Raw genomic sequence first — 25,516 nt, 5'->3', positions numbered from 1 at the left:
TAGGGTCCTTTAGTGTCCGCCGGACGTGCCGTAAATGTTGATACCTGTGTAGTGAGCGATCGTTGCGTTGGTGATCCACAGAACACCGGCGATGATGACTGCCAGACAGAGCGCGTAGATCACCCACGCCAAAATGTGGCTTATTCCCTTGGTGTGCTGTCCTTCCGCGGAGCCGGCAGCATCAAGGCGAACACCGAGGGAGAACAGTGTGGGAAGCCCGGCCCCTAAAACCAGTGCAACGACGAGGACGGTGAGGAGTGAATGGAGGGTAGACATTACCGGGCGACCTTTCGCTCTTCAGCGGGAATAACGGAGTTGGAGTCTTCATCCCACTTTGCGTTGACATTGTGAGATGACACTTTGTTCTTTCGGGACTGCTGATAGATGTAGCCAGCCAAGGTCACCAGGATGGCGAAGGCTGCTATAACGCCGATGAAGTCGGTGGTGGCCAGGCCGACAAGGTGGGCAACCAACCAGGTCAGGGCGCCGACGATGGCCGCGCAGGGGAGCGTGATCACCCAGGCGGTCGCCATGCGGCCGGCAACTCCCCAGCGCACTTCAGCGCCGCGACGTCCCAGGCCGGTGCCCAGGATCGATCCGGTCGCGACGTGCGTCGTCGACAAGGCCATACCGGCGTGCGACGAGGTGAGAATAATTGCAGCTGAGGAGGCTTCTGCCGCCATGCCCTGAGGGGAATCGATTTCGACGAGCCCTTTGCCCAGGGTGCGGATTACGCGCCACCCACCGGTGTAGGTGCCCAAGGCGATGGCGGAGGCACATGCCGCGATGATCCACAGAGGCATGTGAGTGTCGGCGTCGATCTCGCCGTACGCGACGAGTGCCAGGAAGATGACGCCCATCGTCTTCTGGGCGTCACCGGTGCCGTGGGCAAGCGAGACGAGCGAGGCTGTGGCGATCTGTCCGATGCGGAAGTGGTCGTTCTTGTTGTGTTCCTCGACGCTATCGGTGATGCGGTAGATCAACCAGGTGCCGCACGCGGATACCACGCCGGCGACGAAGGGTGCGGCCAAGGCGGGGATGATGATCTTGCCGAGGATGTTTGCCCAGGCCACGCCACCAATTCCGAGGGAGACGAACGCGGCGCCGATAAGCCCGCCGAAGAGGGCGTGAGAGGAACTAGAGGGGATCCCGAGCAGCCAGGTCAGCAGGTTCCAGACGATGCCGCCGATAAGCCCTGCGAAGACGACAAGAAGGAGTTTGTGCGCGTCGGTTTCGCTGCTCAGATTGAACTGATCGAGATTAACGATCCCTTTACCGACCGTTTTTGCGACCTCGACGGAGAGGAATGCGCCGATGAGGTTGAGGATCGCCGACAATGTGACTGCGACTTTTGGTGTGAGAGCGCCGGTGGCAATGGACGTCGCCATTGCGTTTGCGGTGTCGTGAAAACCATTTGTGAAGTCGAACGCGAGCGCGGTAGCGATCACTATGACGAGGATGATCAGTTCGGTCACAGCGAAAGTATCCTCCCCGGACTATGTAGCAGCCAAACTGTGGCGGCGCCGTTAAGGTTCCGTTAACTTTCCGGGGGTGGCTAATGGGGGAGGTTTGGTTAGTAATAGTAAGGGAACTCGTCCCAGTGCGGCGGGCGTTTCTCCAGGAAGGAGTTCCTGCCCTCCACCGCCTCGTCGGTCATGTACGCCAAACGCGTGGCCTCTCCGGCAAACACTTGCTGTCCCATGAGGCCATCGTCGGCAAGATTGAAGGCAAACTTCAGCATCCGCTGTGCGGTCGGGGACTTGGAATTGATCGCGCGCGCCCACTCGATGGCAACATTCTCCAGATCAGCGTGATCGACGACCTCATTCACGGCGCCCATCCGGTGCATTGTCTCGGCATCGTAGGTCCGGCCGAGGAAGAAGATCTCGCGCGCGAACTTTTGCCCGACCTGCTGGGCCAAGTATGCAGAGCCGTAACCCGCGTCAAAGGATCCCACGTCGGCGTCGGTTTGCTTGAATAACCCGTGCTCGCGCGACGCCAACGTGAGGTCGCACACCACGTGCAGGGAATGCCCGCCGCCGGCCGCCCAACCATCGACCAGCGCGATCACCACCTTCGGCATCGTGCGGATCAGCCGCTGAACCTCAAGAATGTGGAGGCGCCCGCCCTCTGCTTTGGCACGAGCAGTATCGACGCCCGACGCGTCGGCGTGCTCGACATCGGAATTGTGCTCGGTGGCGTACTGGTATCCGGAGCGACCGCGAATCCGCTGATCCCCGCCCGAGCAGAAAGCCCACCCGCCGTCCTTCGGCGACGGACCATTGCCCGTTAACAAAACAGTGCCGACGTCGGGACTGCGGCGAGCATGGTCCAGCGCCCGGTACAACTCATCGACGGTGTGGGGACGGAACGCATTGCGCACTTCTGGCCGGTCGAACGCGATGCGGACGATGCCGTCGGCGCGCTCGGTCCCGACGTGGCGGTGATACGTAATGTCTGTGAGGTCCTCGAACCCGGGAACCGGTTTCCACAGCTCGGGGTTGAAGGGCTGGTCAGTATCGGAATGGGTGGCGGAGTGTTCGTCTGACATACCGATGAGGATACTGACAATCAGCGCGCGGGTGGTTATGTCCGGCCGGCCGTTAGGGTAGAAGTCATGTCTCGCATGGACCTGCCCAATAGTGATTCCCGGCTTGCATCGTCGCATGAGGTCCCCCGCCAGAGTGGACCTGTGTGTGGGCCTGAGTTAGAGGCCGCATATGGGCCCGCGACGTGGCCGGATGGTGTATCGCTCCCGTCGCTCGACGACGTTTGGGAGCGCGCCCATGTTGTCCAGTTGCCGATGAATATTCGGTTCCGCGGGATCATGCAGCGCGAGGCCATGCTTATCGACGGTCCCCACGGCTGGTCCGAGTGGGGCGCTTTCCTGGAATACGGTCCGGCGGAGTCCGCGATGTGGTTGGCCTCGGCCCTCGAGATGGGTTGGGTGGGGCCACCCGCATTGTCGCGCGAATGGGTGCCGGTCAACGGGACGATTCCCGCGTGCGACCCCGCCCGTGTGCCCGAACTCCTTGATCGATATTCGGGCATTTCGACGGTCAAAGTGAAGGTGGCAGAAAAGAGGCAGACTCTCGACGACGACTGTGCCCGGGTTCGCGCTGTTCGTAAGGCTCGCCCTGACATCAATATCCGCGTCGACGCGAATGGTGGGTGGACCGTGGCGGAGGCCCATGAGGCCGTCCGTCGATTCCTCCACGACGGGCCCCTGGACTACGTGGAGCAGCCGTGCCCCCACCTCGAGGACCTCGCTGACCTGCGGAAAGTTCTTGCCGACGAGGGGCTGAGTGCCCGCATCGCCGCCGACGAGTCCATCCGTAAAGCGTCGGATCCCTACCGCGCGATACGAATGGGGGCCATTGACGTTGCCGTGGTCAAGGCCGCCCCGCTCGGCGGTCCGCGCAATGTAATCGCGGTGGCAGAGGAAGCGCGCAAACATGGTGTGGCCGTGACGGTGTCGTCGGCAATTGACTCGGTGGTGGGAATGTATGCGGGCCTCTGCGCGGCGTCGGCGGTCGATAGTCAGCCAGCTGGCCTGGCGACGGGGGCACTGATGGCTGGTGATGTGGGCGATCGGCGGCCCATTGTCGACGGAATGATGGCTGTGGAACCGCGAACTCCGGATCCGGATGCGCTGGCGAGGTATCGCGCCCCGGAGGATAGGGTGCAGTGGTGGAAAGAGCGCCTGGCCGCGGCGTGGAAACACGTGCCGGGAAATGTGGCCGATTAAGGCTGATGGTTAAGGCTGAGTAACAAGGTGGAAAGATCGTTCTCCATGAGTAGTTCCGGTGGTGCTCCTGCCTCCATCATGACAGCAGCGATTATTGTCGACGAGCTGATCCGTTGCGGCGTGCAGGACGTGGTCGTGTGCCCGGGTTCCCGTTCGGCACCGTTGGCGCTGGCCTTCTCCGAAGCCGCGGCGCGTGGGGAGATCACTCTTCACATGCGTACCGACGAGCGAACCGCGGCGTTCTTGGCGTTGGGCTTGGCGCAGGCCACGGGCGGTCCGCGGCGCAACCGCTCAGGTATTCCCGGCGGTCACCATGTTGTGCCGGTGGTGATGACGTCGGGGAGTGCGGTGGCGCATTGTGCACCCGCGATGGTGGAAGCGCAGATGTCGCACCTTCCTCTCATGGTGTTGTCGGCGAATCGTCCCTGGTCATTGTGGGGGACCGGGGCGAACCAGACGGTGGATCAGCGGTCGGCTTTCCGGGATACCGCCGTGCGGACGGAGGGGATTGACACTGCTACTCGACGCAGCGACGTCTGGCATGTGATGCATCGGGAGGTCCGCGCTGCCGTCGATAGGGCGATGGTCGCGGCGACGGCCACAGGCGTGCGCATGCAGATGCAGGCTGCTACTCCCGAGGATGCTCACCCCGACAATGCCGTGGCGCTGCCCTTCCGCGGTCCGGTGCACATTGATGTGCCCTTCGATAACCCATTAGTGCCGACAGATGATGACCAGCTCCGTGAGGCTGCCCAGTCTGCGCACCGGTTGGGCCGCCCGGATGGAGGGAGTTGGACGCGATTCGTTGGTCGGGCGACGGTGACCTCGCCGCGAGTTCTTCACATTGCTGGCCATAATGCGCCGCATGGTGACGCGCTCCGCGGGGTACCCACGATCGCCGAGCCCACCGCCGCAGTGCCTGATGTTCCTATTCATCCTTTGGCGCTGTCGCTGTTATCGCCCGATCACGTGGTGGTGACGGGCCGGCCGACCCTACACAGGGATGTCTCAAAACTCCTGGCCAGGCCTGATATTCCGATCACGGTCCTTGCTGACAACCCCGGCGATTACCCGGATGTCGCCCACATGGCCGGGGAGGTCGCGACGACGATCGACCTTGCGCCTCAAAGCCGGCAATGGGTGGATCACTGCCGGTCGGTGGATCACGCTGCTGCCGACGCTGTGCGCGAGGTGATCCTCTTGGATGATCTTTCCGTGCCATCTGAGGCTGTTGAACCCGTGGGGGAATCCTCTGCAGAGCTGCCCTCCGCGCAGCCGCCCACACCGCCCGCCCATGCGCAGCCCTCCCTCCTCCATCGGATGACAGGGCTGACGGTGGCCGCCGCCGTTGCGGATTCTGTCCACGTCGGCGATGCGCTCGTGGTCGGAGCGTCGAATCCGGTGCGCGACCTGTCGTTCGTCGGCGCTCCGTTTGATGGCGTCGAGATGTACTCCAACCGTGGAGCGTCTGGAATTGATGGTTTCTTATCGACGGCGATCGGCGTCGCGCTCTCTCGACAAGCAGCCGAACCCGACAGCGTGAGTGCACCGCGAACGGTGGCGCTGGCCGGAGACCTGACCTTCCTTCACGACGCGACTGGCCTGAACGTGGCGGCGTCGGAACCGCGGCCGTCGAACCTTCTGATTGTCGTGGCGAATGACCAGGGTGGAGGTATTTTCGAGGCCTTAGAGCCGGGGAAGCCGGAACTCCGCAACCATTTTGAGCGCGTCATGGCGACTCACCACGAGGTGGATATTAAGTCGATTTGCGACGCTTTCGGGATGGCGTACCGGAGGGCTGACACTGCGGAAGAGCTGGTGACCCTGTTGGAAAGCCACGCTGAGGGGATGCCGCTTAATGATGTTGGGGCCACTCGTTCGGACAGTGGCGATCAACGTGATCAAGCTGACGAACGCCGTGAACCGTACGACGGGATTACGGTGATTGAAGCCGTATGCGACCGTGCGCATCGACGTCAGACCGTAGAATCCCTGGAAGGACGCGTTGCTGTTCTCCACAGGCGTCAAGCGCAGTAAAGCCAAGCACGGCGGCGGAATAGCACAACGATGACCATACGAAAGCGGATAATGATCAGGGCACGACGGCGGGGAGGTGAGTATCGGAGTGAACGCGACTACAACCCACGACATGAACGCGGGTGACAAGTCACCTCACGGCGACAAGCCGCGGAGTCCCCGTCGGCCATTGTCTCGAGATGATGCTGAGGCGCGGATCGATACCGTGGCTCGTCGGTGCCGCCAGGTCGTCGCATTAATCGCATTACTGATGACTCTGGTGTGCGCCACGCTCGTCGCCGGGCCAGTCTATAACGACATTAAGCTGCACAAAGATAAAGAAACCGCCATCGCCACTGTGAACCACGTCGGCCTGTTGCGCACAGCAATTTCATTTCGGGATAGCTCCGGAGAATTCCATTCACCCAACACGGGAGTTTTATATCCTGGCGGATTACACGATGGTCAGAAAGTGTGGGTGGAGCATTCGCGCAGCCACCCCGACATTGTCCGAGTCCAAGGTAGAACCTGGACATTATCCCTTCTACCAGCGGTTTCAACATTTATCGTGACGGTCGCGCTATCGATGGGAGCAATAGCGTTGATTAACCGACGCGCCGAACGGAAGAAAAATTTATACAATGGCCACCGAGATAGATGATCGGCAGCATAAAACAGCATTTCTTATCGGCAAAAATAACCGCATTATCGCGGGGAATTGAGGAAGAGAAGAAGTCGTATGCGCATTGCAATTGTTGCAGAATCATTTCTTCCAAACATCAACGGTGTCACTAACTCAATTCTCCGGGTCTTGGAATACTGCGACCGCCACGGCCACGACGTACTAGTCATCGCGCCGGGTGCTCGCGAAGTTCAAGATGAATGCCCGGACTATGCGGGTTTCCCCATCGCCCGCGTTCCCACCGTTCAGGTGCCGCTGATCGACTCGCTCCCTATTGGGGTGCCGACGCCGACCGTGAAGCGGGCCCTTCGCAAATACAAGCCAGATGTTGTTCATGCAGCTAGCCCGTTTGTGTTGGGTGCCGCGGGTGCGTTCGGCGCAGCTCAACTAGGGATTCCGACCGTAGCTATCTATCAGACGGACGTGGCCGGGTTTGCGAATAATTACCACATGAAACCACTGGCCTCGGCCGCGTGGCAGTGGACACGGACAGTGCATAACGCCTGCTCACGGACCCTCGCGCCGTCGTCGGTGACCATCCAGGAACTCCGCCACCATAAGATTAGAGACGTATACCACTGGGCGCGTGGCGTCGATATTGAGCTGTTCTCCCCGTCGAAGAGATCGGACGCGTTGCGCCGGCAATGGGCCCCGAACGGGCAGAAAATCGTGGGCTACGTGGGGCGCTTGGCGGCGGAAAAATCCGTGTCCCGATTGGCTACCCTGCAGGACCGCGACGACATCCAGCTCGTGATCACCGGCGACGGGCCCGACAGTCAAGAATTGCGCGAGTTGCTACCACGTGCGATCTTCACCGGCGCGAAATACGGGGAGGATCTGGCGGAGGTGTATGCCTCCTTGGACCTCTTCGTCCACCCAGGCGAATACGAGACGTTCTGCCAGGCTGTTCAAGAGTCGTTAGCGTCGGGGGTACCCACCATCGGGCCGAGAGCCGGTGGCCCCATTGACCTCATCGACGACGGCGTCGATGGGGAATTACTGCCCGTGGAGTCCTTCGAGCAGGGCCTTCCTGCGGCGGTTGATCGCCTGCTCGAACCAGATGGCTATCACGACCGATGTGTCGCTGCCCGAAACTCCGTGAAAAAGCGCACGTGGGAATGCCTTGGTGACGAGCTCATGGGCCACTATGAGGCGGCGATTGAGTCCCCGATGGGGCAAGAAATCCGGCCGACGCTGCTGGAGAGGTGGCGCGCGGAGCGCGAGCACCGGTACGCGTAGCCACAATGTCGGGGAGCGCAGCTCTCGTCGTAGCGGGCCCACCGGGTACTCTGGGGCCTCGTGGCTAGAGCGACGTTGGAAAAGAAACCCCGTGAAGTGGCGCGCATGTTCGATACCGTCGGCAAGAAATATGACCTAACTAACACCGTGCTGACCGGCGGGATCGACACGCTGTGGCGAAAAGCAACGCGGAAGCGGCTTGAACCGAAGCCCGGCGAGAAAGTCGTGGACCTCGCCGCCGGGACCGGCGTATCCACAGCGGAACTATCCAAATCCGGTGCTCTCGTGGTGGGGTGCGACTTTTCCCTCGGCATGTTGAAAGCCGGACGCCATCGGAACGTGCCTTTAGTCGCAGGTGACGGGCTTAACCTGCCCTTCGCCGATAACACCTTCGACGCTGCCACCATCTCTTTCGGCCTCAGGAATTTCGGGGACACGGCCGCTGGGCTCCGCGAGATGGCCCGCGTCGTCAAGCCGGGTGGACGCTTAACGGTGTGTGAGTTTTCAACGCCGGTGATTCCCGTGTTCTCGACGATCTACACGGAGTACTTGATGCGGGCGCTGCCGGCGGTGGCGAAAATCGTGTCATCCGATCCGGAGTCGTACGTGTACCTGGCGGAGTCCATCCGCGCATGGCCTGACCAGGAGACTCTAGCGCGCATCATCCAGTCTGCGGGCTGGAGAGAGGTCGGCTGGAGGAACCTGACCGGCGGCATCGTGGCGCTCCACAGCGCGACGAAACCGCGATAAAAGCCCGACGAAACCCCAAGGTGTCGACGGCCCATATCTGTGGGTTTGTTTTTGTGCGATAGGCTAGGCACGTTGTTTTAGACGGCTGCGAGCCACCATCGTGCTCGTGCGTGCTGCGTCGTCCCCGATTGCGGGGCCCTATACGTGACGCGTGCTCGTGACCATCTACCCATGCCCAACGAACGAGGATCGTGCGATGACCAGCGGACAGAGCAGTGCTGTGGAATCCAGTGTCGACGCCGTGAGAGGCGAGGTTACCGGCCTGGATTCCCGTAGTGTGGAGTCCAGTATTGACCTCGGCGACGACGAATTGAATTCCTTTGTGGCCGACGGAATGGAAAAATGCGAGAAACTGCTTATCCATGAGTTGGATCAGGGCGCATCGTTCGTGACCGACAAGGTCAAGCACTTGGCGCTGGCCGGGGGGAAGCGCGTCCGCCCTACGTTCGCCCTGCTCGCGTCCCGTTATGGCGAGAGGCCGGGGTGCGACGACGTCATCAAGGCCGCCATCGTCGTCGAAATGACCCACTTGGCGACGCTCTACCACGACGACGTGATGGACGAGGCTGAGAAACGTCGCGGCGCGGATAGCGCGAACTTTCGGTGGAACAATTCGGTAGCCATCTTGGCTGGGGACTTCATCCTGTCGGCCGCGTCGCGGTTGATGGCGTCGCTGGGTGTGAAGACGGTGAAGCACTTCTCGGAAGCCTTCGGGGACTTAGTCACGGGCCAGATGCGCGAAACTATCGGCGCGACCTCGGGCGATGAGATTGAACACTACTTAAACGTCATCCACGAGAAAACCGCGGTCCTTATCCGTTCTGCGGGCTTTCTTGGGGCGATGCACGCCGGAACCCCGGCCCCGATCCAGCAGGCACTGGCCACATTCGGGGAGCACCTGGGCATGGTGTTCCAAATTGTCGACGACATGATCGATATCTTTTCCGACACCAGCGAATCGGGGAAGACGCCGGGCACGGACTTGCGCGAGGGCGTGCACACCCTGCCGATGCTCTACGCGATGGAAGGCGACAGGAAAGAGAATAAACGGCTCCGTGAGATGCTGCGTTCCCCCTTGTCGACGGATGCTGACATTGAAGAAGCGCTCGCTTTGATCGCTGCGACGGACGCGCGAGCGCGGACGGTGGCGAAGGTGGAGGAGCACGCCGACGCTGCCGTGAAGGCGCTTGAGGCGCTGCCGGATAATTCGACGACGAACGCATTGCGCGCGCTGCTGGGCTTCACCATGGCGCGTGTGGGGTAGCGACGACGATGTGCGCTTATGCCGGGTGGTGCGCGGAGAATAAATCCTCGCAAGTCGCGCCGTTAGCCTCCACAAAACCCCTGCGTGAAGGGGTGATTTGCTGTCTAGGCCTGTATTCGTAGTAGAGTATGCAGCGCGTTCAACTGAGCGCACGCCAGATTGCCCGAGCGGCCAAAGGGAGCGGATTGTAAATCCGTCGGCTTTGCCTACGTTGGTTCGAATCCATCATCTGGCACCCATGATCCCGCCAGGGTTGCAAGGTTTTGCAGCCCGGCGGGTTTGTCGTTGCCGGTGCGTTTGTCGCATAAGCCCCTAGCCAGGCCCCTCTTGTGCGGGTTTTCTTTAGCGGGCAGTTCGGTTTCGATCCGCCACACCTTCTGACCTGGTGATTTGTGAGTTCCATTCTGGTCGGTTACATTGTGTGAGGCTTCGCAAGATCACGTTTGCGCTGTTATGCGTGATTCCAACGACTTGACGCCCCCTTAGCTCAGTCGGCAGAGCGTTTCCATGGTAAGGAAAAGGTCGACAGTTCGATTCTGTCAGGGGGCTCCGTTACACCAATTCCCGGTGGACTGACGGTGCTCCGGTAGGTCCACCGGGATTATGTGTTGTAACTGTGGCGATGTAGCTCAGATGGTGAGAGCGCACGACTCATAATCGTGAGGTCGAGGGTTCGAGTCCCTCCATCGCTACTGGGAGATAGATGAGGGGTCGCCCTGACGGGTGGCCCTTTTTCTCCCACTACGCACTGCCGTCGAAGGTGGAGCCCACTATCGCCTAGTTTAGGCGTGAGGCTTCTCTGCTATGGTTGGTGTGTTGCCTGACCGGTGCAGCTGCAGAGATGAGTTCACATCAGTGATGGTGTGGATCCGTTGCTGTACGGTAGCGGTAGGGAAACATAGGGGCGTGGCTCAATTGGCAGAGCAGCGGTCTCCAAAACCGCAGGTTGCAGGTTCAAGTCCTGTCGCCCCTGCAAAAGCGTATTAAGCCAGTTTCCCGCAGAACTGGCATGTGTACATTTTCATCTCAGTCGAGGAGAGTGCGCGTGAGCGAGGAACGAAGCTCTACGGGAGCATTGCGTCCGTCCGGTAAACGCCAGATCGCAGGATCCTCCACTGTGTCAAAATCCCGCGCTCGTAGTGCCCAATCGGGCCCAGAGACCGTGGGTGGCCGTGGAAATATCTTCACCCAGATCGTCGATTATTTCCGCGGTGTTATTGCCGAGATGCGGAAAGTCATTTGGCCGACGTGGCGTCAGATGGGCGTCTACACCGGTGTTGTCCTGCTTTTCCTCGTCGTCGTGATCGGCATTGTTTCGGGCGTCGACTTCCTCGCCGGTAAAGGCGTCGAGTGGACTCTCACCCACTAAATACGCATTAACAACTCACGTCGGCCGAGGTTCCGAACAGCGCAAAGTGTAGTTGGGAATAGCCCGGTCAGCTGTGTATAATCGCTCCCATATTGTCCCGCCAACCCGAGAGGGGAGGCGGGATTTTCCTTTGGAAACACCGCAGAGAAGGACTGACATTATTCATGAGTGACACAACGAATTCATCCACCGAGTCCGACAAGCCGCAGAGTGCCGCAGATTTAGCAGCACAGGCAGCCGCTGATGTTCAAGAGGCTGCTCGCAAGGCTCAGCAGCCCCAGTTCTCCGCGGGCGCAGCGCAGAGCTCGTCCGACGCAAATCACGCGTCCGACGCTGCTGGCTCACAGGACAATGAGGCCGATCAAGCTCGTGATATGGACGCCGAAGGTGCCGTCGCCACGGAAACGGCGTCGGAAAGCGATAACACTGCGGCGTCGCCCACTGCGACCACGGGAAGCGACGCGGACGGGTCAGCGTCGGCAAGTGAGGGAGCAACCGATCAGCCCTCCGCTGCGGATGAGGCGGAGCAGGACCCCGAGGCAGCCGCAATGCAGGCCTACAAGGTGCGTCTGCGCAAGTTCATGCGTGAGCTCAAAAAGCTGCCGGGTGAGTGGTACATCGTCCAGTGTTACTCAGGTTATGAAAACAAAGTGAAGACGGACCTGGAGGTCCGCTCGCAGACCCTGGGTGTCGACGAGCAGATCCACGAAGTCGTCGTTCCTATTGAGGAAAAAGTCGAGGTCAAGGACGGGAAGCGAAAGGTTGTCAAGCACAAGCTGCTTCCGGGGTACGTGTTGATGCGTATTGAGCTTGACGACGCATCCTGGTCGGTCATTCGTGACACGCCGGGGATCACGAGCTTCGTTGGGAATGAGGGACACCCCACGCCGGTGAAGATTCGCGAGGTCGCGAAGTTCCTGTTGCCGCCGGAGACGGCAACGCAGAAGGCCGAACAGGAAGGCGAGGAGCCCGCTGCTGTGGACGTGTCCAGCACTGGTGTGGCTGCACCTCCGCGTCCCGCTGCGGACAAGGTCAAGGTCGACTACGAGGTCGGCGAGGCCGTGACGGTTCTGTCCGGTCCGTTTGCATCGGTGTCCGCGACGATTTCCGAGATCGATGCCGAGAACAGCAAGTTGAAGGCTCTGGTGTCCATCTTCGGGCGCGAGACCCCTGTGGAATTGGACTTTGACCAGGTGGAAAAGATCAACTAAGCGCCACCTGGGTGGATTTGGGCTAAGGTGCCCAGCTCCGGTATCTTGGTTCTTCGTGTGTGTCTGAGCCTTGGTGGTGGACAACGCGACGGTGAAATACCGCAACGGTGGATGCCGCTGGCTGGACGCACGAATGTCACTGTCATCTTTCCGGTGGCCTGGGAATTCAGGCATCCGGTCGAATGATGTGGTTCTCGCTTCCGGGTGGAGGTTCACCGTGGAGGTCAGGGTCGCGTTGTTTGGTAACAGAAAGAGGTTGTAACAATGGCTCCGAAGAAGAAGGTTTCGGGCTTCATTAAGCTGCAGATTCAGGCTGGTCAGGCTAACCCGGCTCCGCCGGTTGGTCCTGCGTTGGGTGCTCATGGTGTCAACATCATGGAGTTCTGCAAGGCATACAACGCTGCGACGGAAGACCAGCGCGGAAACGTCGTTCCGGTTGAGATCACCGTGTATGAGGATCGCTCGTTCACGTTTAAGCTGAAGACCCCGCCGGCTGCGAAGCTGCTGCTGAAGGCTGCGAACCTGCAGAAGGGTTCGGGCGAGCCGAACACCAACAAGGTCGGGTCCGTCACCTGGGATCAGTGTAAGGAGATTGCACAGACCAAGATGGAAGACCTGAACGCGAATGACCTGGACATGGGTGCGCGCATCATCGCTGGTACCGCACGTTCCATGGGTATCGAGGTCAAGGGCGCTACCGCGTAACTCGCGTTTCGCGTAATTCACTTTTCAGTGGGAGGGCCTCTTGCTGGCCCGCGACCACTACTCCAAACGCTTAAGGATTGGATTTTTATGAGCAAGAACTCGAAGGCTTACAAGGCTGCGTTGGAGAAGATCGACGCTGGCCGTATCTACGCTCCTATCGACGCGATGAAGACCGTCAAGGAGACCGCATACTCCTCGTACGACCCGACGGTCGACGTTGCTATCCGCCTGGGTGTTGACCCGCGCAAGGCTGACCAGCTTGTTCGTGGCACCGTTTCCTTGCCGAACGGCACGGGTAAAGAGGTCCGCGTTGTGGTCTTCGCTGAGGGCCCGAACGCTACCGCCGCTGAGGAAGCTGGTGCCGATGTCGTCGGTACCGCAGAACTGGTTGAGCGGATCCAGGGTGGCTGGACCGACTTCGACGCTGCTATCGCGACGCCGGACCAGATGGCCAAGGTTGGTCGCGTTGCACGTGTCCTGGGTCCTCGTGGCCTGATGCCTAACCCGAAGACCGGTACGGTGACCACCGACGTCACCAAGGCTGTGAAGGAAATTAAGGGCGGTAAGATTTCGTTCCGCGTGGACAAGGCCGCCAACCTGCACGCTGTGCTGGGCAAGGCTTCGTTCTCCGCTGAGCAGCTTGCCGAGAACTACGGTGCGCTGATCGACGAATTGCTTCGCGTGAAGCCGTCTGCTGCGAAGGGCCGTTACCTGAAGAAGGTTACTGTGTCCTGTACCAACGGTCCGGCTGTGCCCGTCGACAACACCGTGGTGAAGAACTACACCGGCGAGGCTGAGTAGTTTTCTGTAGCCGCATTACAGCGGTTAGCTCGGCTAGCCCGGTTGGTTGCATCTAGCCCGGTTGGGTTAGCCAAAAGATAGGCAGATTCGCATCCTGTGGATCTGCCTTTTTGTGTATGGGATGGCACATTCCCGGGATAAGTAGCGAAGTAAGTAGCAAAAAGTGTCCGCACCGACTCTTCGCTGCTTACCCCTGCTGTTGTGTTGGTTTTTGGGGAGGTTCGGGTCGCGCGTGGCTCCTGTGCAGCCCGTGCGCGGGGGCTTCTGATCGTCTTGCGTGAGATTTGTCCGGGGTTCGGGGGTTGTGCCCGGGTGGCGGAAAACTGCGGGGGAATATGGCCAATTTTTGGCGATTTTTCGCCCATACACCCCCGCACTTTTATCCGGCTTCCATATCCAACCGCAGTTCTCGAGCCAAGATGTAGAAAAACCGCGACGTCCCCCGCTAACTTTTCTCTTTCACCGTCTCCGGTGAACTTGGCCCCAAACCCCCAAACACCCGCCCTTTAGCCCCTATCTTTCTTTGGATAATGATTAGTTATTTGAATTAATGGACAAGATGCTTGCGAGTATCAGCTTCTTTTGGGATAGTTCTTTACCTAAGAGGAGGTTAATTTTACCCATTTCTCTCCGAGAGGATATTTTTATGTACTGGAAGGAGAAATTGGCAATTTTGTTATCTTCCTCGATTTCCCTAGTTTCGGTCCCAGCCGTCTCGGCTAGTGCTTCTCCTATTTCACAAGAACAGGGTTGTGTAGCAGCTCACCAGGGGGTTTCTGCTTCGAACGCTGATCGACAAACCGTTTCGAAAGATGATCTTGCTCAACTTAATAAAAATATTGAGTTGGCAGGTGGGTATCCGTTGCCTGAAGGAACGGTTGAGTACGGTTTTGCTGATAATGGTGATGCTATAGCCACTGATGCCAGCGGCCAAGAAACAACTTTGCTTTCGGCGACGGAAATGAATTCTGAGCTAGATAAAGGAATAATCCAATATAGCGCTGAGAGCGAAGAGGATGAGGATGATGACAAGGGAGTCGTTTCTGGGATTGCCCGCTCCCTTGCTGGTTGCGTCGGCGGTGCAGTCGGATATGACCAAGTAATGGATATTCTTGAAAAGAGGGTTTCCTATTGGACCTTGGTCAAGTTTCTCGGTAAAAAAGTTGGTCCAGGTCTTGCAATCAGCTGTATTGCAGGTGCGGGGGGCGCTCTCGCTGACTATATGGGGTGGTAGACCATGCGCCTACTAGTAACGATCTTGGGTTTTGTGGTGGCCTTACTTGTGTTCCGCTTTTTCGTTGAAGAGGCTTGGCCCTCTGCCATATTCCTTGGGGTTATGTGTGGACTTATTGCCGGAGCCGTCTTGACTCCTTCTGGTTGGCGATCGCTCCGACGGATCGCTCGTAACCTTAAAAAAGGTTGGTCTTAGCTGGTGACAGGATAATACCTACCTGAGGGCTTCTAAACAGCTCTCTAAGCTGTTTAGAAGCCATCTCGAAGTTGTCGTCCTTTCTCGATGAGCTATTGGATCTGATTCCTAACCTCGGTCCGACGGGTTGATTGAGACGCTTCTGCTGTTCAGCGGACGTTTCTCGATCAACTCTTTGGCGCAATTGCCTCCGGGCCAGCTCTGCCAGTGAGAACAGGCGCGCGTTACCTCAAATGACTTGGCCTTCAATCAGGCCGGGGAAGACCGGGGTGTGGGTCATGTAGCCGGTGTAGCTGATAACCGCGCCGATGGACCTGATCAGGCCTTTTCCACCCGGGCGGTGTATCACGGTGGTTTTGTCTCGTGGCGTCTGTGTGGTACCGACGCTTTCAAGGCCCAGGAGACGGGATTGCCGTGATTAGTTCCAACGATGGTGCTCGGGTCCGGACATGCCTGCCACCGCGCACGCCCGCCACGTCGGATAGCACCATGAACATCGGACAGCACCAACGCAACCACGAAACCACCAAACCAAGCCTAAAAGGCACGTGGCGGACCTCACTTAGGGGGTTAACAACACAGCGTTGTGGCCGTGAGTGTTGCCGACGGGGGTAGTAACCACCCCTGGTCATACTTGTCGGACATCTGACAGGTCGGTAGTGTGGGGCTCTGACCCGCACGGCGGTGAGTCACAGTGAGCGGGTTGTTGACAACACGTTAGGAGCGATCCTCCATGCATCAGCAATTTGGGACACTGAACTGGCTAGCCATTGCGGTCTACATCGTCGCCATGTTGGCAGTGGGCGTCTATTTTTCGAAACGCGCCGGTGCCAGCAGCGATGATTACTTTAAAGCTGGTGGGCGCATTCCCGCGTGGGCCGCGGGCTTTTCCATTTATGCCACCACCTTGTCCGCCATTACATTTATGTCGATCCCGGAAAAAGCGTACTTGACGGACTGGGCGTACTCCGCGGGAAATGTCGCGATTTTCGCCATCGTGCCGATCCTCGTCTATTACTACGTCCCGTTCTTCCGCAAGCTGGACGTGACGACGGCCTACGAATACTTGGAAGAACGTTTTGACGTGGTTCTTCGTGTATTCGGGTCCCTGTTCTTTGTTCTGTTCCACGTCGGACGTATTGCCATTGTTATTTACTTGCCGACGCTGGCTCTTACCGCCGTCAGTGATATCAACCCTTATTTGATCGCTGGTGTGGTAGGGATCGCGTGCGTGATTTACACATTCCTCGGCGGTATGGAGGGCGTGATCTGGTCCGACGTTATCCAGGGCATCATCCTCCTTTCGGGCGCGGTGATTGTAATTGTCGTCGCCTTGGTGAATAGTCCCGGTTCGGTGTCCCATACACTGTCCGAGGTCGCGTCGGAGGGGAAGTTCTATTCCGGCCAAAACTTCACCTTCAGCGATCTGTCGCTCTCGATCCCCATTATTTTCTTGGGCAGTGTGCTCAATAATTTGCAGTCCTACACGGCTAGCCAGGATGTGGTTCAGCGCTACCAGACCACGCCATCCGTTCAGGCGACAAAGGGCTCCCTGTATGTGAATGGGTGCCTCGCGCTCATTACCATCCCAATTTTCTACGGAATGGGAACCGCGCTGTACACCTACTACCAGGGCAATGGCGGTCTTCCCGATGACGTGAACACGTCGGCGATTGTGCCGTATTACATTCTGACCGAGCTTCCGGGTGGCATTGCCGGCTTGGTCATTGGTGGTATTTTGGCCGCTGCACAATCGACCATTTCGTCGTCGTTAAACTCCATCTCCGCGTGCATCACGGTCGATATTCGTAACCGTCTTATGCCCGGCCGTGGTGAGGCATCAGTCCTGTTCAGCCGTATGATTATTGTGATTACGGGCCTATTCTCGACGGGTATCGCGTTGTGGCTCATCGCCTCGGAGAAGGGTGAGCTGTGGGATCTGTTCCTGACGCTCACCGGCTTGTTTGGTATCCCGATTGCCGCGGTCTTTGCGCTGGGGATTTTCACCGTGCGGGCGAACCGGTTTGGTGTATTGGTCGGGCTTCTCCTGGGAGCAGTGTCCGGCTATTTCATGAACCAAACTGATTTGGGGCCGTTCATGATTTCCATCGTCGCGTTCGTCGTAACGCTAGTGGCTGGGTATCTCCTGTCCATTCCGCTCGCAGGCGTTGCGAAGGCCACGCGGACCGAGACCCTGCCGCTGACGATCCATGGTAAAGACTTGAGCTATGAACGTAAGTCCGCTCGGCGCGAGGCGCTGACGGATGAACCAGCCGCTGGTATTCCCGATACCGATGATCCCACTGAAACCACATCTGTAGCTCAGGTGTAATGACGCTGGATGAGAGTGCCCTCATCGCGTGGGGCACCCCATGAATGAAAATGAAGTATGTGAAGGGCCCCTCGGGCCCTTCATTTCTCGTTACGCTAGCAGCTTGAGTCCTTTTCGCATGGGTGTTCCGTGCAAGGGGGATTTTCTATCGAGCATGTGTGGCGATCTTCGACCGACCCTTCTCACATCGATGAGGCCACGGCCGTGGAAGATTCACGCGCCGTGCCAGTGGCATTGATAGCATTGATTGATATGAAGCACAGTGGGTGTTTTGAGGTTGGGGATCGTTAGGTTACCAGGAATCTTTCTCTTCGCGGGACGTCATCTCCGCGCTTCGTTTATGTGACGTCATCTCCGCGCTTCGTTTATGTGATGTAGATACCCCCGCCCCCGATGAGGCCTCCACAGAAGGCCCCGTAAGAGATTAGCTATTCAGTACTCCGTGTTCTCTGGGGACTGCGTACTCCCCTGCGCACTGCTTATTCCCCCAGCGCTGCGTCACGAATGTTCTTGAGCATTGCAAGGCGTTCGTTGAGCGACGATTCGCTTGGTACACACACTTTGGCACCAAAATAAACCCCGGGAGTACCAAGTGCTGCTTGGGTGCACTGACGGACCTGGTCGGGCGTCATCCATGACGTCGGCTCATCGGGATAAGCCGGTAGGTGGCCGTCGACCCATGGGTAGCCGTACTGAGTATCTTTATCACCCGCACCACTGAACATAACGCCAGCTAGCACCCCCTTGTCCCGAGCCAGCGTGATGTGCTGCAGGGGAGTGGCTGCGTCGCGGTTTTCGAGGCAGCTCCGCCCCCAATTGATGTGCACTTTAACGTCGTGTTCAGCGGCGATCGTGCATTCGTCGGCTAGCTCGAGGAAACCCTTTTCGGGCTCATGATCCTCGCGAGGTGCGTCACAATGCTCGATGACGATCCGAGCGCCTGACCAATTCCACGTCGCGATCTCGTCGAGGCTACGGGCGAAGGCATTTGAGTGGGCGGCACGGGTCGGGGCGGAATGGAGCTGAATGTATTTAATGACGCTGCGACCAGTCCGATCAGCCAGTTCCTGGACAGACTTGCAGATCCGGTTGGTGAATTTGAGGGCAGAAGCTCGGCCATCCTCATCTGCACTAGCCAGGCCAAACGCCGGATTCTTGCCGACGTTAACCATCGTGCCCGGGATAGCGGTGATCGTGTTGGCATTCCAGTGATCTGCGATCTGACGGCTGAGCCACGGGAGGCTTTCGGAGAGGTCGCCGGGGAAGGGAATCTCTAGACCATTGATCCACTTCTGCGTGGCAAGGAGAGAGTAGTACGTTTCCTGGTCGCGGCGGTCGAAGGGGAGACTGGCGTAGGCACCGACGATGAAGTCGGGTGGCGTCGTCTCCGACGAGCCTTTTTCTGCATGTGAGGGTGCTATTGGGGTGTTCATGTTTACCTTCCTTGCGTTTTGGGTGCGGGAGAGGCGGTATCGGTGGCGTTGGGCGCGGAGTCGGCGGGATGTTCGTCGCCGGCCGCGATGGCCGCGATGGTTTCGTCGTCCCCGTCTTCTGGGCGAACAGCGTCGGGATTAACCGCCTTTTGTAGTGCCTTCGGCAGGTTCAGCCCGATCGAGACCACAACGATGAGCGCGAAGCCCACGGACATAATCGCCAGTGCCACACCTAATGACGTTTTTGCCGCGATAGAGGCACCGAGCACGGGGCCGACGGCACCGCCGAGCGCGCCGACGTTGTAGCAAAATCACAGGCCAGCGGCCCTTTTCTCGACGGGGAAGTACGACGACACCCACTTGGGTAGCAGGCCGGAAACGCCTTGGCCAAACATCTGCTGGAAGAACAACAGCGCGGCGACCAGCACAACGATTCCGCTCGTTTGCACAAACAAGGGGATAACGATGATCTGCGAGAGAATAATGCTGATCGCGTACCACCGACGCATCCCCATCGCGTCACCAGCGAAGCCGGCGAGGATATAGCCGCAGGCGTTACCTACCGCCGCGAACGAAACGACGTTGGCTACTACGCCGGGGTCCATGCCAATACCGTGGAGGTACGTCGGCAACAGTCCTTGAATCGGCCAGGTGTACATGAATGACGCGAAGATCGTGATCATGATGAGGATCCCAATCACCCACCGACTCGGATCGAACTGGACGATGAAGGTGATGAAGACGGCAGCTGCTGCAATTCCGCAGAGGATGAGGACCGCAGTGCTCGACGTTGCTTGGGTGAAGATCACCATCAGGGCGACGAATGCGACCACGACGGCAAGGATGTTTGGAATGCGACGCTGGCTGCCAAAGAGAATGTCCAGCATATCGTCGTCGCGCTGTGCATCTTTTTGATTTTCTTTCCAGTCATTCGCTTCGGGGAGGCGACGTCGCATGTAGACAGCGACGAAAACGGGGATGATGCCGGTAAGAAACAGTGCACGCCAACCCCATCCCGGATGCCACGATTCCACCCAGCTGACCAGGTATTTATCGACCTGCGCGGCCAGGAGAACACCGAAAGCGTAGCCGGAAAGGAGGAAACCAGATGCCTTGTTCCGCATGTGGACCGGCCACGATTCAATAACGTAGGCTGCAGAGGCAGAGTACTCGCCGGCCATAGCGAAGCCGATGATGAGGCGGAAGAGGAAGAGGAACCAGTACCCCGGTGCGAATGCGCAGGCTATAGAGCCGAACGCGAACATGAGGATAGAGAGGACCATAGCGGGTTTGCGTCCCCACTTGTCGCCAGCCGCGCCGAGGATCAATCCGCCGAGCCATCGAGAGACGAAGGCTGCAGATATGAGTGCGGCAGATTCAACCAAGGTGAGATTGAAAGATTTGGTTATTAGGGGTAGGGCGAAGGCGATGAGGACGAAATCGTAGCCGTCAAGGAGGACGCCGATCCACGCGGCGAAGAAAGCTTTCCAGTCTTCTTTGGTGAGGTATGTCCACCGCCGTTGTGTGGGAGGGTGACTGGTAAGTGAAGTGTTAGTGACCATAGTGGCCTCCTCGTGTGCTTGAGGTGTGTGCGTTGCCGTGTTGTTGTGTGCTTGTGTCGCGGTGTTTATGTGGTGCCGGGCGCACATCGTTGTAACCCCAGCGTATCAGACATCAGACATCTGACATGTGGTATGATCGGGCCCGTTACCAAAAGTTGTCCCCAGCCCGGCCCGTGATAAGTTCGGGCTGGGGGTTATCTCATGTGTATCGTGCGAGCTTCCGAATGACTGGTAGTTTGCATGACAAACAGGAGCGCATATGTCTACGCTACGGACCACCCCATATCCTGCAGGTTCGATACTTGCCCGCGTTCGAACCACCATCGACGGGCCGCTTATCGGTGCCCAAACCTCCGTGGGAGAGTTGTCGATCAGGGTTGAAGATGATCATCCTCACATCACAACGCGTACCCCCGATCGGGTGCAGGACCTCGACGTTGAAGACGCCACAACCATCACCGACGGCCAATGGCACAGTATCGCCCTGACCGTCGGCCCGGAAGGTACCAAGTTCTATTTTGACGGCTATCAGGCTTTTTGTGGTACAGCACCAGCTTTTCTTGCCGACCTTCAGGCGAATGAGCTCACCATTGCTGAGGCGCCCGTCGACGTTGCCGACGTCATCTGCACCGGGGCCGTGTTGTCCGATAATGACGTCCTTGCGCACGCGACACCACCCCAACCGATGGTTCAGTTCGCGGCCAACCACTTGGCTGACTATGACACGCGTCGGGTTGCGCGGCTCGGAGCAGGGACGACGCTGACTCGGTTTCGTGTTCGTGGCGTTGGCCAGGGCGGGACGATCTTGTCGGCAGGGTATGTTCAGGCGGCGGGCGGTGAGGATTCTGCTGGGACCGGCGCGGGATCGTCGGGACCGGGCACGTCGGGTGTGAAGGGCTCTAACGGACAATCGCCGAGTGCTAAAACGTCGTCACCGAACAACAATGACGTCGAAAGATTGCGCCTGTCAGTGTCAGATATAGGGCTCACCTATGAGGTTCTGACCAGCGAAGACGAATGGCGCACCTTCGCCGTCGATGGCCACTGGGCGGACGGCTCATGGCACGACGTCGTCATCCGCGCAGGGGAAGGCGCTGTCGACCTCTATGTCGACGGATTCCGGGAAGCTCGGATCCCCGGGCAGGCATTTTTCGCCGACGCCAGCCCGGTCAACACCATTACGATCGGGCAAGATATCCACGGCCGTCGGCTCTTCGGTGAAGTCGCGCGCGCAGCGATTTACCCCACTCCGCTCACTGACGGGGCGATCAAGCGGCTATCGCATGTTGATCCCGTCCACACGCAGGCATTATTTGATCGTGGCATGCACGGGGCGGTGAGCTACCGGATTCCCTCGCTCGTGACGCTGCCGAGTGGGACGGTAATTGCCGGCGCGGATCAGCGGACGACCATCGCGAATGATGCGCCCAATGACATTAACTTTGTCATTCGGCGATCCCTCGACGGGGGCGACCACTGGGAAGATATGCAAACCATCCTGACCTACCCAGGGTCGGGCGCCACCGGAGCGAGCGTCATTGATTCGTGCACCGTGTACGACGAGGAGACCGGCACAGTCCACCTGCTGATAGACCATTTCCCGGGTGCGATCGGTCAGCCTAACAACGTCCATGGTGTCGGGCAGGACTCCGAAGGCCGGCTGATTCTTACAGACACCAGCGGGGGAGTTGCGTCGGACGCGGAGCCCTCTCCCGTGACATCCTCACCCACGGCGTACGTGCTCAATGCCGATGGTTCCGTTGTCACTGAAGATGGGGAAGCTACCGAGTTCAGCGTCGACAAGGAAGGGTGGGTAACCCGCGCCGGGAAACCAGCGGGGAACATCTACCTGGCCGATGGCGAGGATCCGAATCAGACGCTGTTGACCCTCCGAACCTCGTACATCGTGCATGTGACCAGCGACGATGAGGGCAAAACATGGTCCGCGCCTGAGTTGATCAACCACCAGGTCAAAGAGGAGTGGATGGCATTCCTCGGGACGTCGCCCGGTACTGGCGTGCAGCTCCATCACGGCGAGCGCGCCGGCAGGCTCGTGATCCCGGTGTACTACTCCGGCGACAACCCGAAGCACTTCTCCTGCGCGGTGATTTACTCTGATGACCATGGGGAGACGTGGCATCGGGGTGCTTCGCCGAATGATGGTCGGCTTTTCAAAGGTGCGACAATAGATTCGCGCACACTTGCCGACGACGAAGCGTCCACGCACGAGTCCACGGTGGTGGAGCTGAAGGCCGGAAGGCTCATGGTTCTCATGCGGAACCAGCATCCTTCCGGACGCGTGGGCACGGCGATATCCGAGGATGGTGGGGAAACCTGGGGAGAGGTCACCTACCACCCGGATATTCCGGAAATCTTCTCGCAGCCTAATGCGATCGCGATTGATGGTCCCGCTGGGAGTGCGGGGAGTGGTGGTTTGCCGGCGTCTGGCGCTTCGGCGGGGGCGGATTCGCCCGCGGCGGAAACGTCGCCTGAGCCGGATTCGCCGCTTTATGTGTTCGCCAATGCTTCTCAATTGATGCCTTACCGTGGGAACGGGGTGCTGCGCTTTTCGACGGACGAGGGCGAAACATGGCCGATAGCGCGCACATTCAACCCGGGCCACTACGTGTATCAATCCATGACGTACCTTCCCAGCGGGAAAATCGGGTTGCTCTGGGAAAACGAGTGGCAGGGGTTGTACTTCACGCAGATTCCGCTCAGCTGGTTTGGGCCCGAGCTTCAGGAGTACGAGGGTAGTGCACATGTCCACTAGCTAGGTGACCGCGTAGCGGGCGGGCTTGTAGCTTGGGCGCCGTAGCCGGGCAGCTACCAGCACCCGCCGTAGCCCGCGTGCTCTCACCACATATCACCGTCATCAGATAATCACCGAATCTCAAAACATTTGTAAGGAGTTTCCGCATGAGTTCGACATTCCGCGGAGTTATCCCACCGGTCGTCACGCCCTTGACCGAGGACCGCACATTCGACCGCCCCAGCTTCAACCGCAACATCGAGCGCCTCATCGACGCCGGTGTCAACGGCCTGTTCTTCCTCGGCTCCTCCGGCGAGGTCGCGTTCTCCACAGACGAGCGTCGCGACGAAATCGTCAAAGCCGCGATCGAGCAGGTCGCCGGCCGCGTCCCCGTCCTCGTCGGCTGCATTGACACCGAAACCGAGCGCGTCATCGAGCACGCCCGCCGCGCCCAAAAACTCGGCGCCGACGCCATCGTCGCCACTGCTCCGTTCTACGCACTCGGCGGGATGGCCGAGGTCGAGCAGCACTTCCGCCTCATTCACGGGGCCGTTGACCTGCCGCTATTCGCCTACGACATCCCGGTGTGCGTCCACACCAAGCTCCCCGTCGACATGCTGGTCCGCCTGGGTAAGGACGGCGTGCTGGCCGGGGTGAAGGACTCGTCGGGCGACGACGTCAGCTTCCGGTTCCTCATTCAAGACAACGAGGACGCCGGGCACCCTCTGCAGCTGCTCACGGGGCATGAAGTGGTTGTCGATGGCGCCTATCTTGCGGGTGCCGACGGTTCCGTCCCCGGATTGGCGAACGTCAATCCCGAGGTTTACGTGCGGCAATGGAAGGCGTTCCAGAACGACGACTGGAAGGGTGTTCGTGAGGCACAGGAAGAGGCAGCACGTCTGATGCGCATCGTCATGGTGACCGACGGCGTGAGTGGTTTCGGTGCCGGGGTCGGTGCGTTCAAGACGGCGATGAAGCTGCTCGGCGTGTTTGAGAGCAACCAGATGCCGAACCCGGTCGCGGCGCTCGAGGGCGACAATGTGAAAGCCATCGAAAAAGTGCTGAAAGACGTGGGGATGCTGTAAGGGGTTGTGTTTTGTGGGGTGCACTGCTTTTGCCGTGCGCCCGCTTTCCCCAGTGATCGGGCGTGCTCCCGTGACCTGGGGTTTTGTCGCGATATACCCCCGCAGTTTTCCGGAGCAGGACTCGCACACGGCCATTTATTATCGGTCGTGCTGCTCCGTGTGCGACCCGCCTACTTTTGGTCGACGCCCGAATTTATCCGGGTCCCCCCGAATCTGTCCTAATCTGCCCGATCCCTTCAGGGCATCCAACTTCCGCACATTGACGGAACCATTCACACCGGTTCCGCCTATCTACGCTCACTTCAGGCGAGGGTCTATTCCCCAGGTCGGAGGATCGCCCCCACCCCTAGTACCGCTGCCACTCGGGCTTATTCTTCTCGGCGAAGATGTAGTACTCCTTGTGTTCGAGGCAGGTAGCGGCCGCTTCGTCGATAATGACGGTCGCGTGCGGGTGGAGCTGCAGAACGCTCGCGGGGCACGACGCACTCACCGGCCCCTCTGCCAGCGCTTGAACGGCGGCGGCCTTGTTTTTGCCCGTGGCCAGAAGCAGCAGGTGGCGCGCGTGTTGGATCGTCCCGAGACCCTGGGTGAGCACGTGCCGCGGTACGTCGTCCTCGCTGTCGAAGAATCGCGCGTTGTCGCTCACGGTTTGCGGGTGCAGCGTTTTCAACCTGGTCGGCGAGTTAAGCGAACTGCCGGGTTCGTTGAATCCGATGTGCCCGTCGGTCCCGATCCCGAGAATTTGAATGTCGACGCCACCCGCGTTGCGAATGCGCTCGTCGTAGGCGCGCCCGGCTTCGTCAATGTTGTCGGCCAGGCCGTCGGGCGACGACACTGCTTCATCTTTGATGTCGATATGCTCGGTGAATTCGCGACGAGTTGTCCGGTAGTACGACTGTTCGTGGTCGCGGGGGAGGCCGACGTATTCGTCGAGAAGAAAAGCTTGGTTGTTAGCAAAAGATAGCCCGGATTCGTTATACCGGCGAATTAATTCTTGGTATGTGCCTAGTGGCGTCGATCCCGTGGCCAACCCGAGTGTTGCGCCTTCCGAGACGTACGGCTCGAGGATATCGGCAGCTTGAAGGCTTACTTGCTCGGGTGTTTTGCGAATGACAATTTCCATGGTGGCTTGATTTCC

At 59.1% G+C, this 25,516-nt stretch carries 21 protein-coding genes and 4 tRNA genes; 18 read left to right on the top strand and 7 right to left on the bottom strand.

Annotated features, from left to right (window positions below; all coding sequences use genetic code 11):
* Nucleotides 1–9: 9 nt before the first annotated feature.
* The 3 genes from ACWORE_RS08315 to ACWORE_RS08305 all read right to left on the bottom strand — a co-directional run bounded on the left by ACWORE_RS08315 (nt 10) and on the right by ACWORE_RS08305 (nt 2,551).
* The gene (locus tag ACWORE_RS08315) at nt 10–276 is read right to left on the bottom strand and encodes a hypothetical protein (RefSeq protein WP_221913234.1); all 267 of its coding nucleotides are present in this window, start codon (nt 274–276) and stop codon (nt 10–12) included.
* A complete protein-coding gene (locus tag ACWORE_RS08310; RefSeq protein ID WP_296137689.1) occupies nt 276–1,475 on the bottom strand; it encodes an inorganic phosphate transporter in 1,200 nt (399 codons plus the stop codon). Before ACWORE_RS08310 ends, ACWORE_RS08315 begins: the two co-directional genes overlap by 1 nt.
* 98 nt (nt 1,476–1,573) lie before the next feature.
* Nucleotides 1,574–2,551, bottom strand: coding sequence for a 1,4-dihydroxy-2-naphthoyl-CoA synthase (locus ACWORE_RS08305; RefSeq protein ID WP_455303504.1), 978 nt, complete (start codon nt 2,549–2,551; stop codon nt 1,574–1,576).
* Nucleotides 2,552–2,617: 66 nt separating this feature from the next.
* On the opposite strand from ACWORE_RS08305, the gene ACWORE_RS08300 reads away from it, so the two are divergent.
* The 16 genes from ACWORE_RS08300 to ACWORE_RS08225 all read left to right on the top strand — a co-directional run bounded on the left by ACWORE_RS08300 (nt 2,618) and on the right by ACWORE_RS08225 (nt 17,546).
* Nucleotides 2,618–3,748 (top strand): o-succinylbenzoate synthase, encoded by a 1,131-nt coding sequence (locus ACWORE_RS08300; RefSeq protein WP_455303503.1) that lies wholly within the window; start codon nt 2,618–2,620, stop codon nt 3,746–3,748.
* Nucleotides 3,749–3,793: 45 nt separating this feature from the next.
* Complete coding sequence (menD, locus tag ACWORE_RS08295) at nt 3,794–5,785, top strand: 2-succinyl-5-enolpyruvyl-6-hydroxy-3-cyclohexene-1-carboxylic-acid synthase (protein ID WP_406605148.1); 1,992 nt, start codon at nt 3,794–3,796, stop codon at nt 5,783–5,785.
* Between the two features lie 88 nt (nt 5,786–5,873).
* The gene (locus ACWORE_RS08290; RefSeq protein WP_455303502.1) at nt 5,874–6,425 is read left to right on the top strand and encodes a DUF3592 domain-containing protein; all 552 of its coding nucleotides are present in this window, start codon (nt 5,874–5,876) and stop codon (nt 6,423–6,425) included.
* Between the two features lie 78 nt (nt 6,426–6,503).
* Nucleotides 6,504–7,685, top strand: coding sequence for a glycosyltransferase family 4 protein (locus ACWORE_RS08285; RefSeq protein ID WP_296137698.1), 1,182 nt, complete (start codon nt 6,504–6,506; stop codon nt 7,683–7,685).
* Between the two features lie 60 nt (nt 7,686–7,745).
* On the top strand, nt 7,746–8,435 hold the full coding sequence (locus tag ACWORE_RS08280; protein WP_455303501.1) for a demethylmenaquinone methyltransferase: 690 nt from the start codon (nt 7,746–7,748) through the stop codon (nt 8,433–8,435).
* Between the two features lie 334 nt (nt 8,436–8,769).
* The gene (locus tag ACWORE_RS08275) at nt 8,770–9,699 is read left to right on the top strand and encodes a polyprenyl synthetase family protein (RefSeq protein WP_455303569.1); all 930 of its coding nucleotides are present in this window, start codon (nt 8,770–8,772) and stop codon (nt 9,697–9,699) included.
* 153 nt (nt 9,700–9,852) lie between these two features.
* A tRNA-Tyr gene (locus ACWORE_RS08270) sits at nt 9,853–9,934 on the top strand.
* A 241-nt stretch (nt 9,935–10,175) separates the two neighbouring features.
* Nucleotides 10,176–10,248: transfer RNA gene (locus ACWORE_RS08265), tRNA-Thr, on the top strand.
* A gap of 69 nt (nt 10,249–10,317) precedes the next feature.
* Nucleotides 10,318–10,391, top strand: a tRNA-Met gene (locus ACWORE_RS08260).
* Nucleotides 10,392–10,599: 208 nt separating this feature from the next.
* Nucleotides 10,600–10,672 (top strand) — tRNA-Trp (locus tag ACWORE_RS08255).
* A gap of 72 nt (nt 10,673–10,744) precedes the next feature.
* Complete coding sequence (gene secE, locus ACWORE_RS08250) at nt 10,745–11,068, top strand: preprotein translocase subunit SecE (protein ID WP_455303500.1); 324 nt, start codon at nt 10,745–10,747, stop codon at nt 11,066–11,068.
* Nucleotides 11,069–11,232: 164 nt separating this feature from the next.
* Nucleotides 11,233–12,279, top strand: coding sequence for a transcription termination/antitermination protein NusG (gene nusG / locus ACWORE_RS08245; RefSeq protein ID WP_455303499.1), 1,047 nt, complete (start codon nt 11,233–11,235; stop codon nt 12,277–12,279).
* A 264-nt stretch (nt 12,280–12,543) separates the two neighbouring features.
* Entirely contained in the window at nt 12,544–12,984 is a 441-nt protein-coding gene (rplK, locus tag ACWORE_RS08240) for a 50S ribosomal protein L11 (RefSeq protein WP_012732481.1), read from the top strand.
* Nucleotides 12,985–13,071: 87 nt separating this feature from the next.
* A complete protein-coding gene (gene rplA / locus ACWORE_RS08235) occupies nt 13,072–13,785 on the top strand; it encodes a 50S ribosomal protein L1 (RefSeq protein ID WP_012732480.1) in 714 nt (237 codons plus the stop codon).
* Nucleotides 13,786–14,344: 559 nt separating this feature from the next.
* Complete coding sequence (locus ACWORE_RS08230) at nt 14,345–15,019, top strand: hypothetical protein (RefSeq protein WP_455303498.1); 675 nt, start codon at nt 14,345–14,347, stop codon at nt 15,017–15,019.
* A gap of 928 nt (nt 15,020–15,947) precedes the next feature.
* Nucleotides 15,948–17,546 (top strand): sodium:solute symporter, encoded by a 1,599-nt coding sequence (locus tag ACWORE_RS08225; RefSeq protein WP_455303497.1) that lies wholly within the window; start codon nt 15,948–15,950, stop codon nt 17,544–17,546.
* Between the two features lie 479 nt (nt 17,547–18,025).
* On the opposite strand, the gene ACWORE_RS08220 is transcribed toward ACWORE_RS08225, so the two are convergent.
* From ACWORE_RS08220 to ACWORE_RS08210, 3 genes are read right to left on the bottom strand one after another with little or no spacing between them, the layout of a single operon-like run.
* Nucleotides 18,026–18,979 (bottom strand): DUF4862 family protein, encoded by a 954-nt coding sequence (locus ACWORE_RS08220; RefSeq protein ID WP_455303496.1) that lies wholly within the window; start codon nt 18,977–18,979, stop codon nt 18,026–18,028.
* 2 nt (nt 18,980–18,981) lie between these two features.
* A complete protein-coding gene (locus ACWORE_RS08215; RefSeq protein ID WP_455303495.1) occupies nt 18,982–19,248 on the bottom strand; it encodes a hypothetical protein in 267 nt (88 codons plus the stop codon).
* A 42-nt stretch (nt 19,249–19,290) separates the two neighbouring features.
* Nucleotides 19,291–20,541 (bottom strand): sialate:H+ symport family MFS transporter, encoded by a 1,251-nt coding sequence (locus ACWORE_RS08210; RefSeq protein ID WP_455303494.1) that lies wholly within the window; start codon nt 20,539–20,541, stop codon nt 19,291–19,293.
* A gap of 259 nt (nt 20,542–20,800) precedes the next feature.
* Here ACWORE_RS08210 and ACWORE_RS08205 point away from each other — a divergent pair, with 259 nt between their 5' ends.
* Together ACWORE_RS08205 and ACWORE_RS08200 are read left to right on the top strand one after the other, a co-directional pair.
* Nucleotides 20,801–23,314 (top strand): sialidase family protein, encoded by a 2,514-nt coding sequence (locus tag ACWORE_RS08205; protein ID WP_455303493.1) that lies wholly within the window; start codon nt 20,801–20,803, stop codon nt 23,312–23,314.
* Between the two features lie 146 nt (nt 23,315–23,460).
* Complete coding sequence (locus ACWORE_RS08200) at nt 23,461–24,378, top strand: dihydrodipicolinate synthase family protein (RefSeq protein WP_455303492.1); 918 nt, start codon at nt 23,461–23,463, stop codon at nt 24,376–24,378.
* Nucleotides 24,379–24,724: 346 nt separating this feature from the next.
* On the opposite strand, the gene nagB is transcribed toward ACWORE_RS08200, so the two are convergent.
* Complete coding sequence (gene nagB / locus ACWORE_RS08195; RefSeq protein ID WP_455303491.1) at nt 24,725–25,501, bottom strand: glucosamine-6-phosphate deaminase; 777 nt, start codon at nt 25,499–25,501, stop codon at nt 24,725–24,727.
* Nucleotides 25,502–25,516: the final 15 nt, after the last annotated feature.

Source organism: Corynebacterium sp. c7Ub_26 (assembly GCF_053760365.1).
The sequence above is the reverse complement of the archived record's forward strand: the minus strand, read 5'-3'. Positions and strand labels throughout refer to the sequence as shown.

Excerpts from the sequence above, each read along its gene's own strand:
- rplA (WP_012732480.1), top strand. The coding sequence starts at position 13,072 with ATGAGCAAGAACTCGAAGGCTTACAAGGCTGCGTTGGAGAAGATCGAC.
- ACWORE_RS08285 (WP_296137698.1), top strand. The coding sequence starts at position 6,504 with ATGCGCATTGCAATTGTTGCAGAATCATTTCTTCCAAACATCAACGGT.
- ACWORE_RS08200 (WP_455303492.1), top strand. The coding sequence starts at position 23,461 with ATGAGTTCGACATTCCGCGGAGTTATCCCACCGGTCGTCACGCCCTTG.
- ACWORE_RS08210 (WP_455303494.1), bottom strand. The coding sequence starts at position 20,541 with ATGGTCACTAACACTTCACTTACCAGTCACCCTCCCACACAACGGCGG.
- nusG (WP_455303499.1), top strand. The coding sequence starts at position 11,233 with ATGAGTGACACAACGAATTCATCCACCGAGTCCGACAAGCCGCAGAGT.
- ACWORE_RS08205 (WP_455303493.1), top strand. The coding sequence starts at position 20,801 with ATGTCTACGCTACGGACCACCCCATATCCTGCAGGTTCGATACTTGCC.
- ACWORE_RS08225 (WP_455303497.1), top strand. The coding sequence starts at position 15,948 with ATGCATCAGCAATTTGGGACACTGAACTGGCTAGCCATTGCGGTCTAC.
- ACWORE_RS08220 (WP_455303496.1), bottom strand. The coding sequence starts at position 18,979 with ATGAACACCCCAATAGCACCCTCACATGCAGAAAAAGGCTCGTCGGAG.
- nagB (WP_455303491.1), bottom strand. The coding sequence starts at position 25,501 with ATGGAAATTGTCATTCGCAAAACACCCGAGCAAGTAAGCCTTCAAGCT.
- rplK (WP_012732481.1), top strand. The coding sequence starts at position 12,544 with ATGGCTCCGAAGAAGAAGGTTTCGGGCTTCATTAAGCTGCAGATTCAG.
- ACWORE_RS08275 (WP_455303569.1), top strand. The coding sequence starts at position 8,770 with ATGGAAAAATGCGAGAAACTGCTTATCCATGAGTTGGATCAGGGCGCA.
- ACWORE_RS08300 (WP_455303503.1), top strand. The coding sequence starts at position 2,618 with ATGTCTCGCATGGACCTGCCCAATAGTGATTCCCGGCTTGCATCGTCG.
- ACWORE_RS08230 (WP_455303498.1), top strand. The coding sequence starts at position 14,345 with ATGCTTGCGAGTATCAGCTTCTTTTGGGATAGTTCTTTACCTAAGAGG.
- menD (WP_406605148.1), top strand. The coding sequence starts at position 3,794 with ATGAGTAGTTCCGGTGGTGCTCCTGCCTCCATCATGACAGCAGCGATT.
- ACWORE_RS08305 (WP_455303504.1), bottom strand. The coding sequence starts at position 2,551 with ATGTCAGACGAACACTCCGCCACCCATTCCGATACTGACCAGCCCTTC.
- ACWORE_RS08315 (WP_221913234.1), bottom strand. The coding sequence starts at position 276 with ATGTCTACCCTCCATTCACTCCTCACCGTCCTCGTCGTTGCACTGGTT.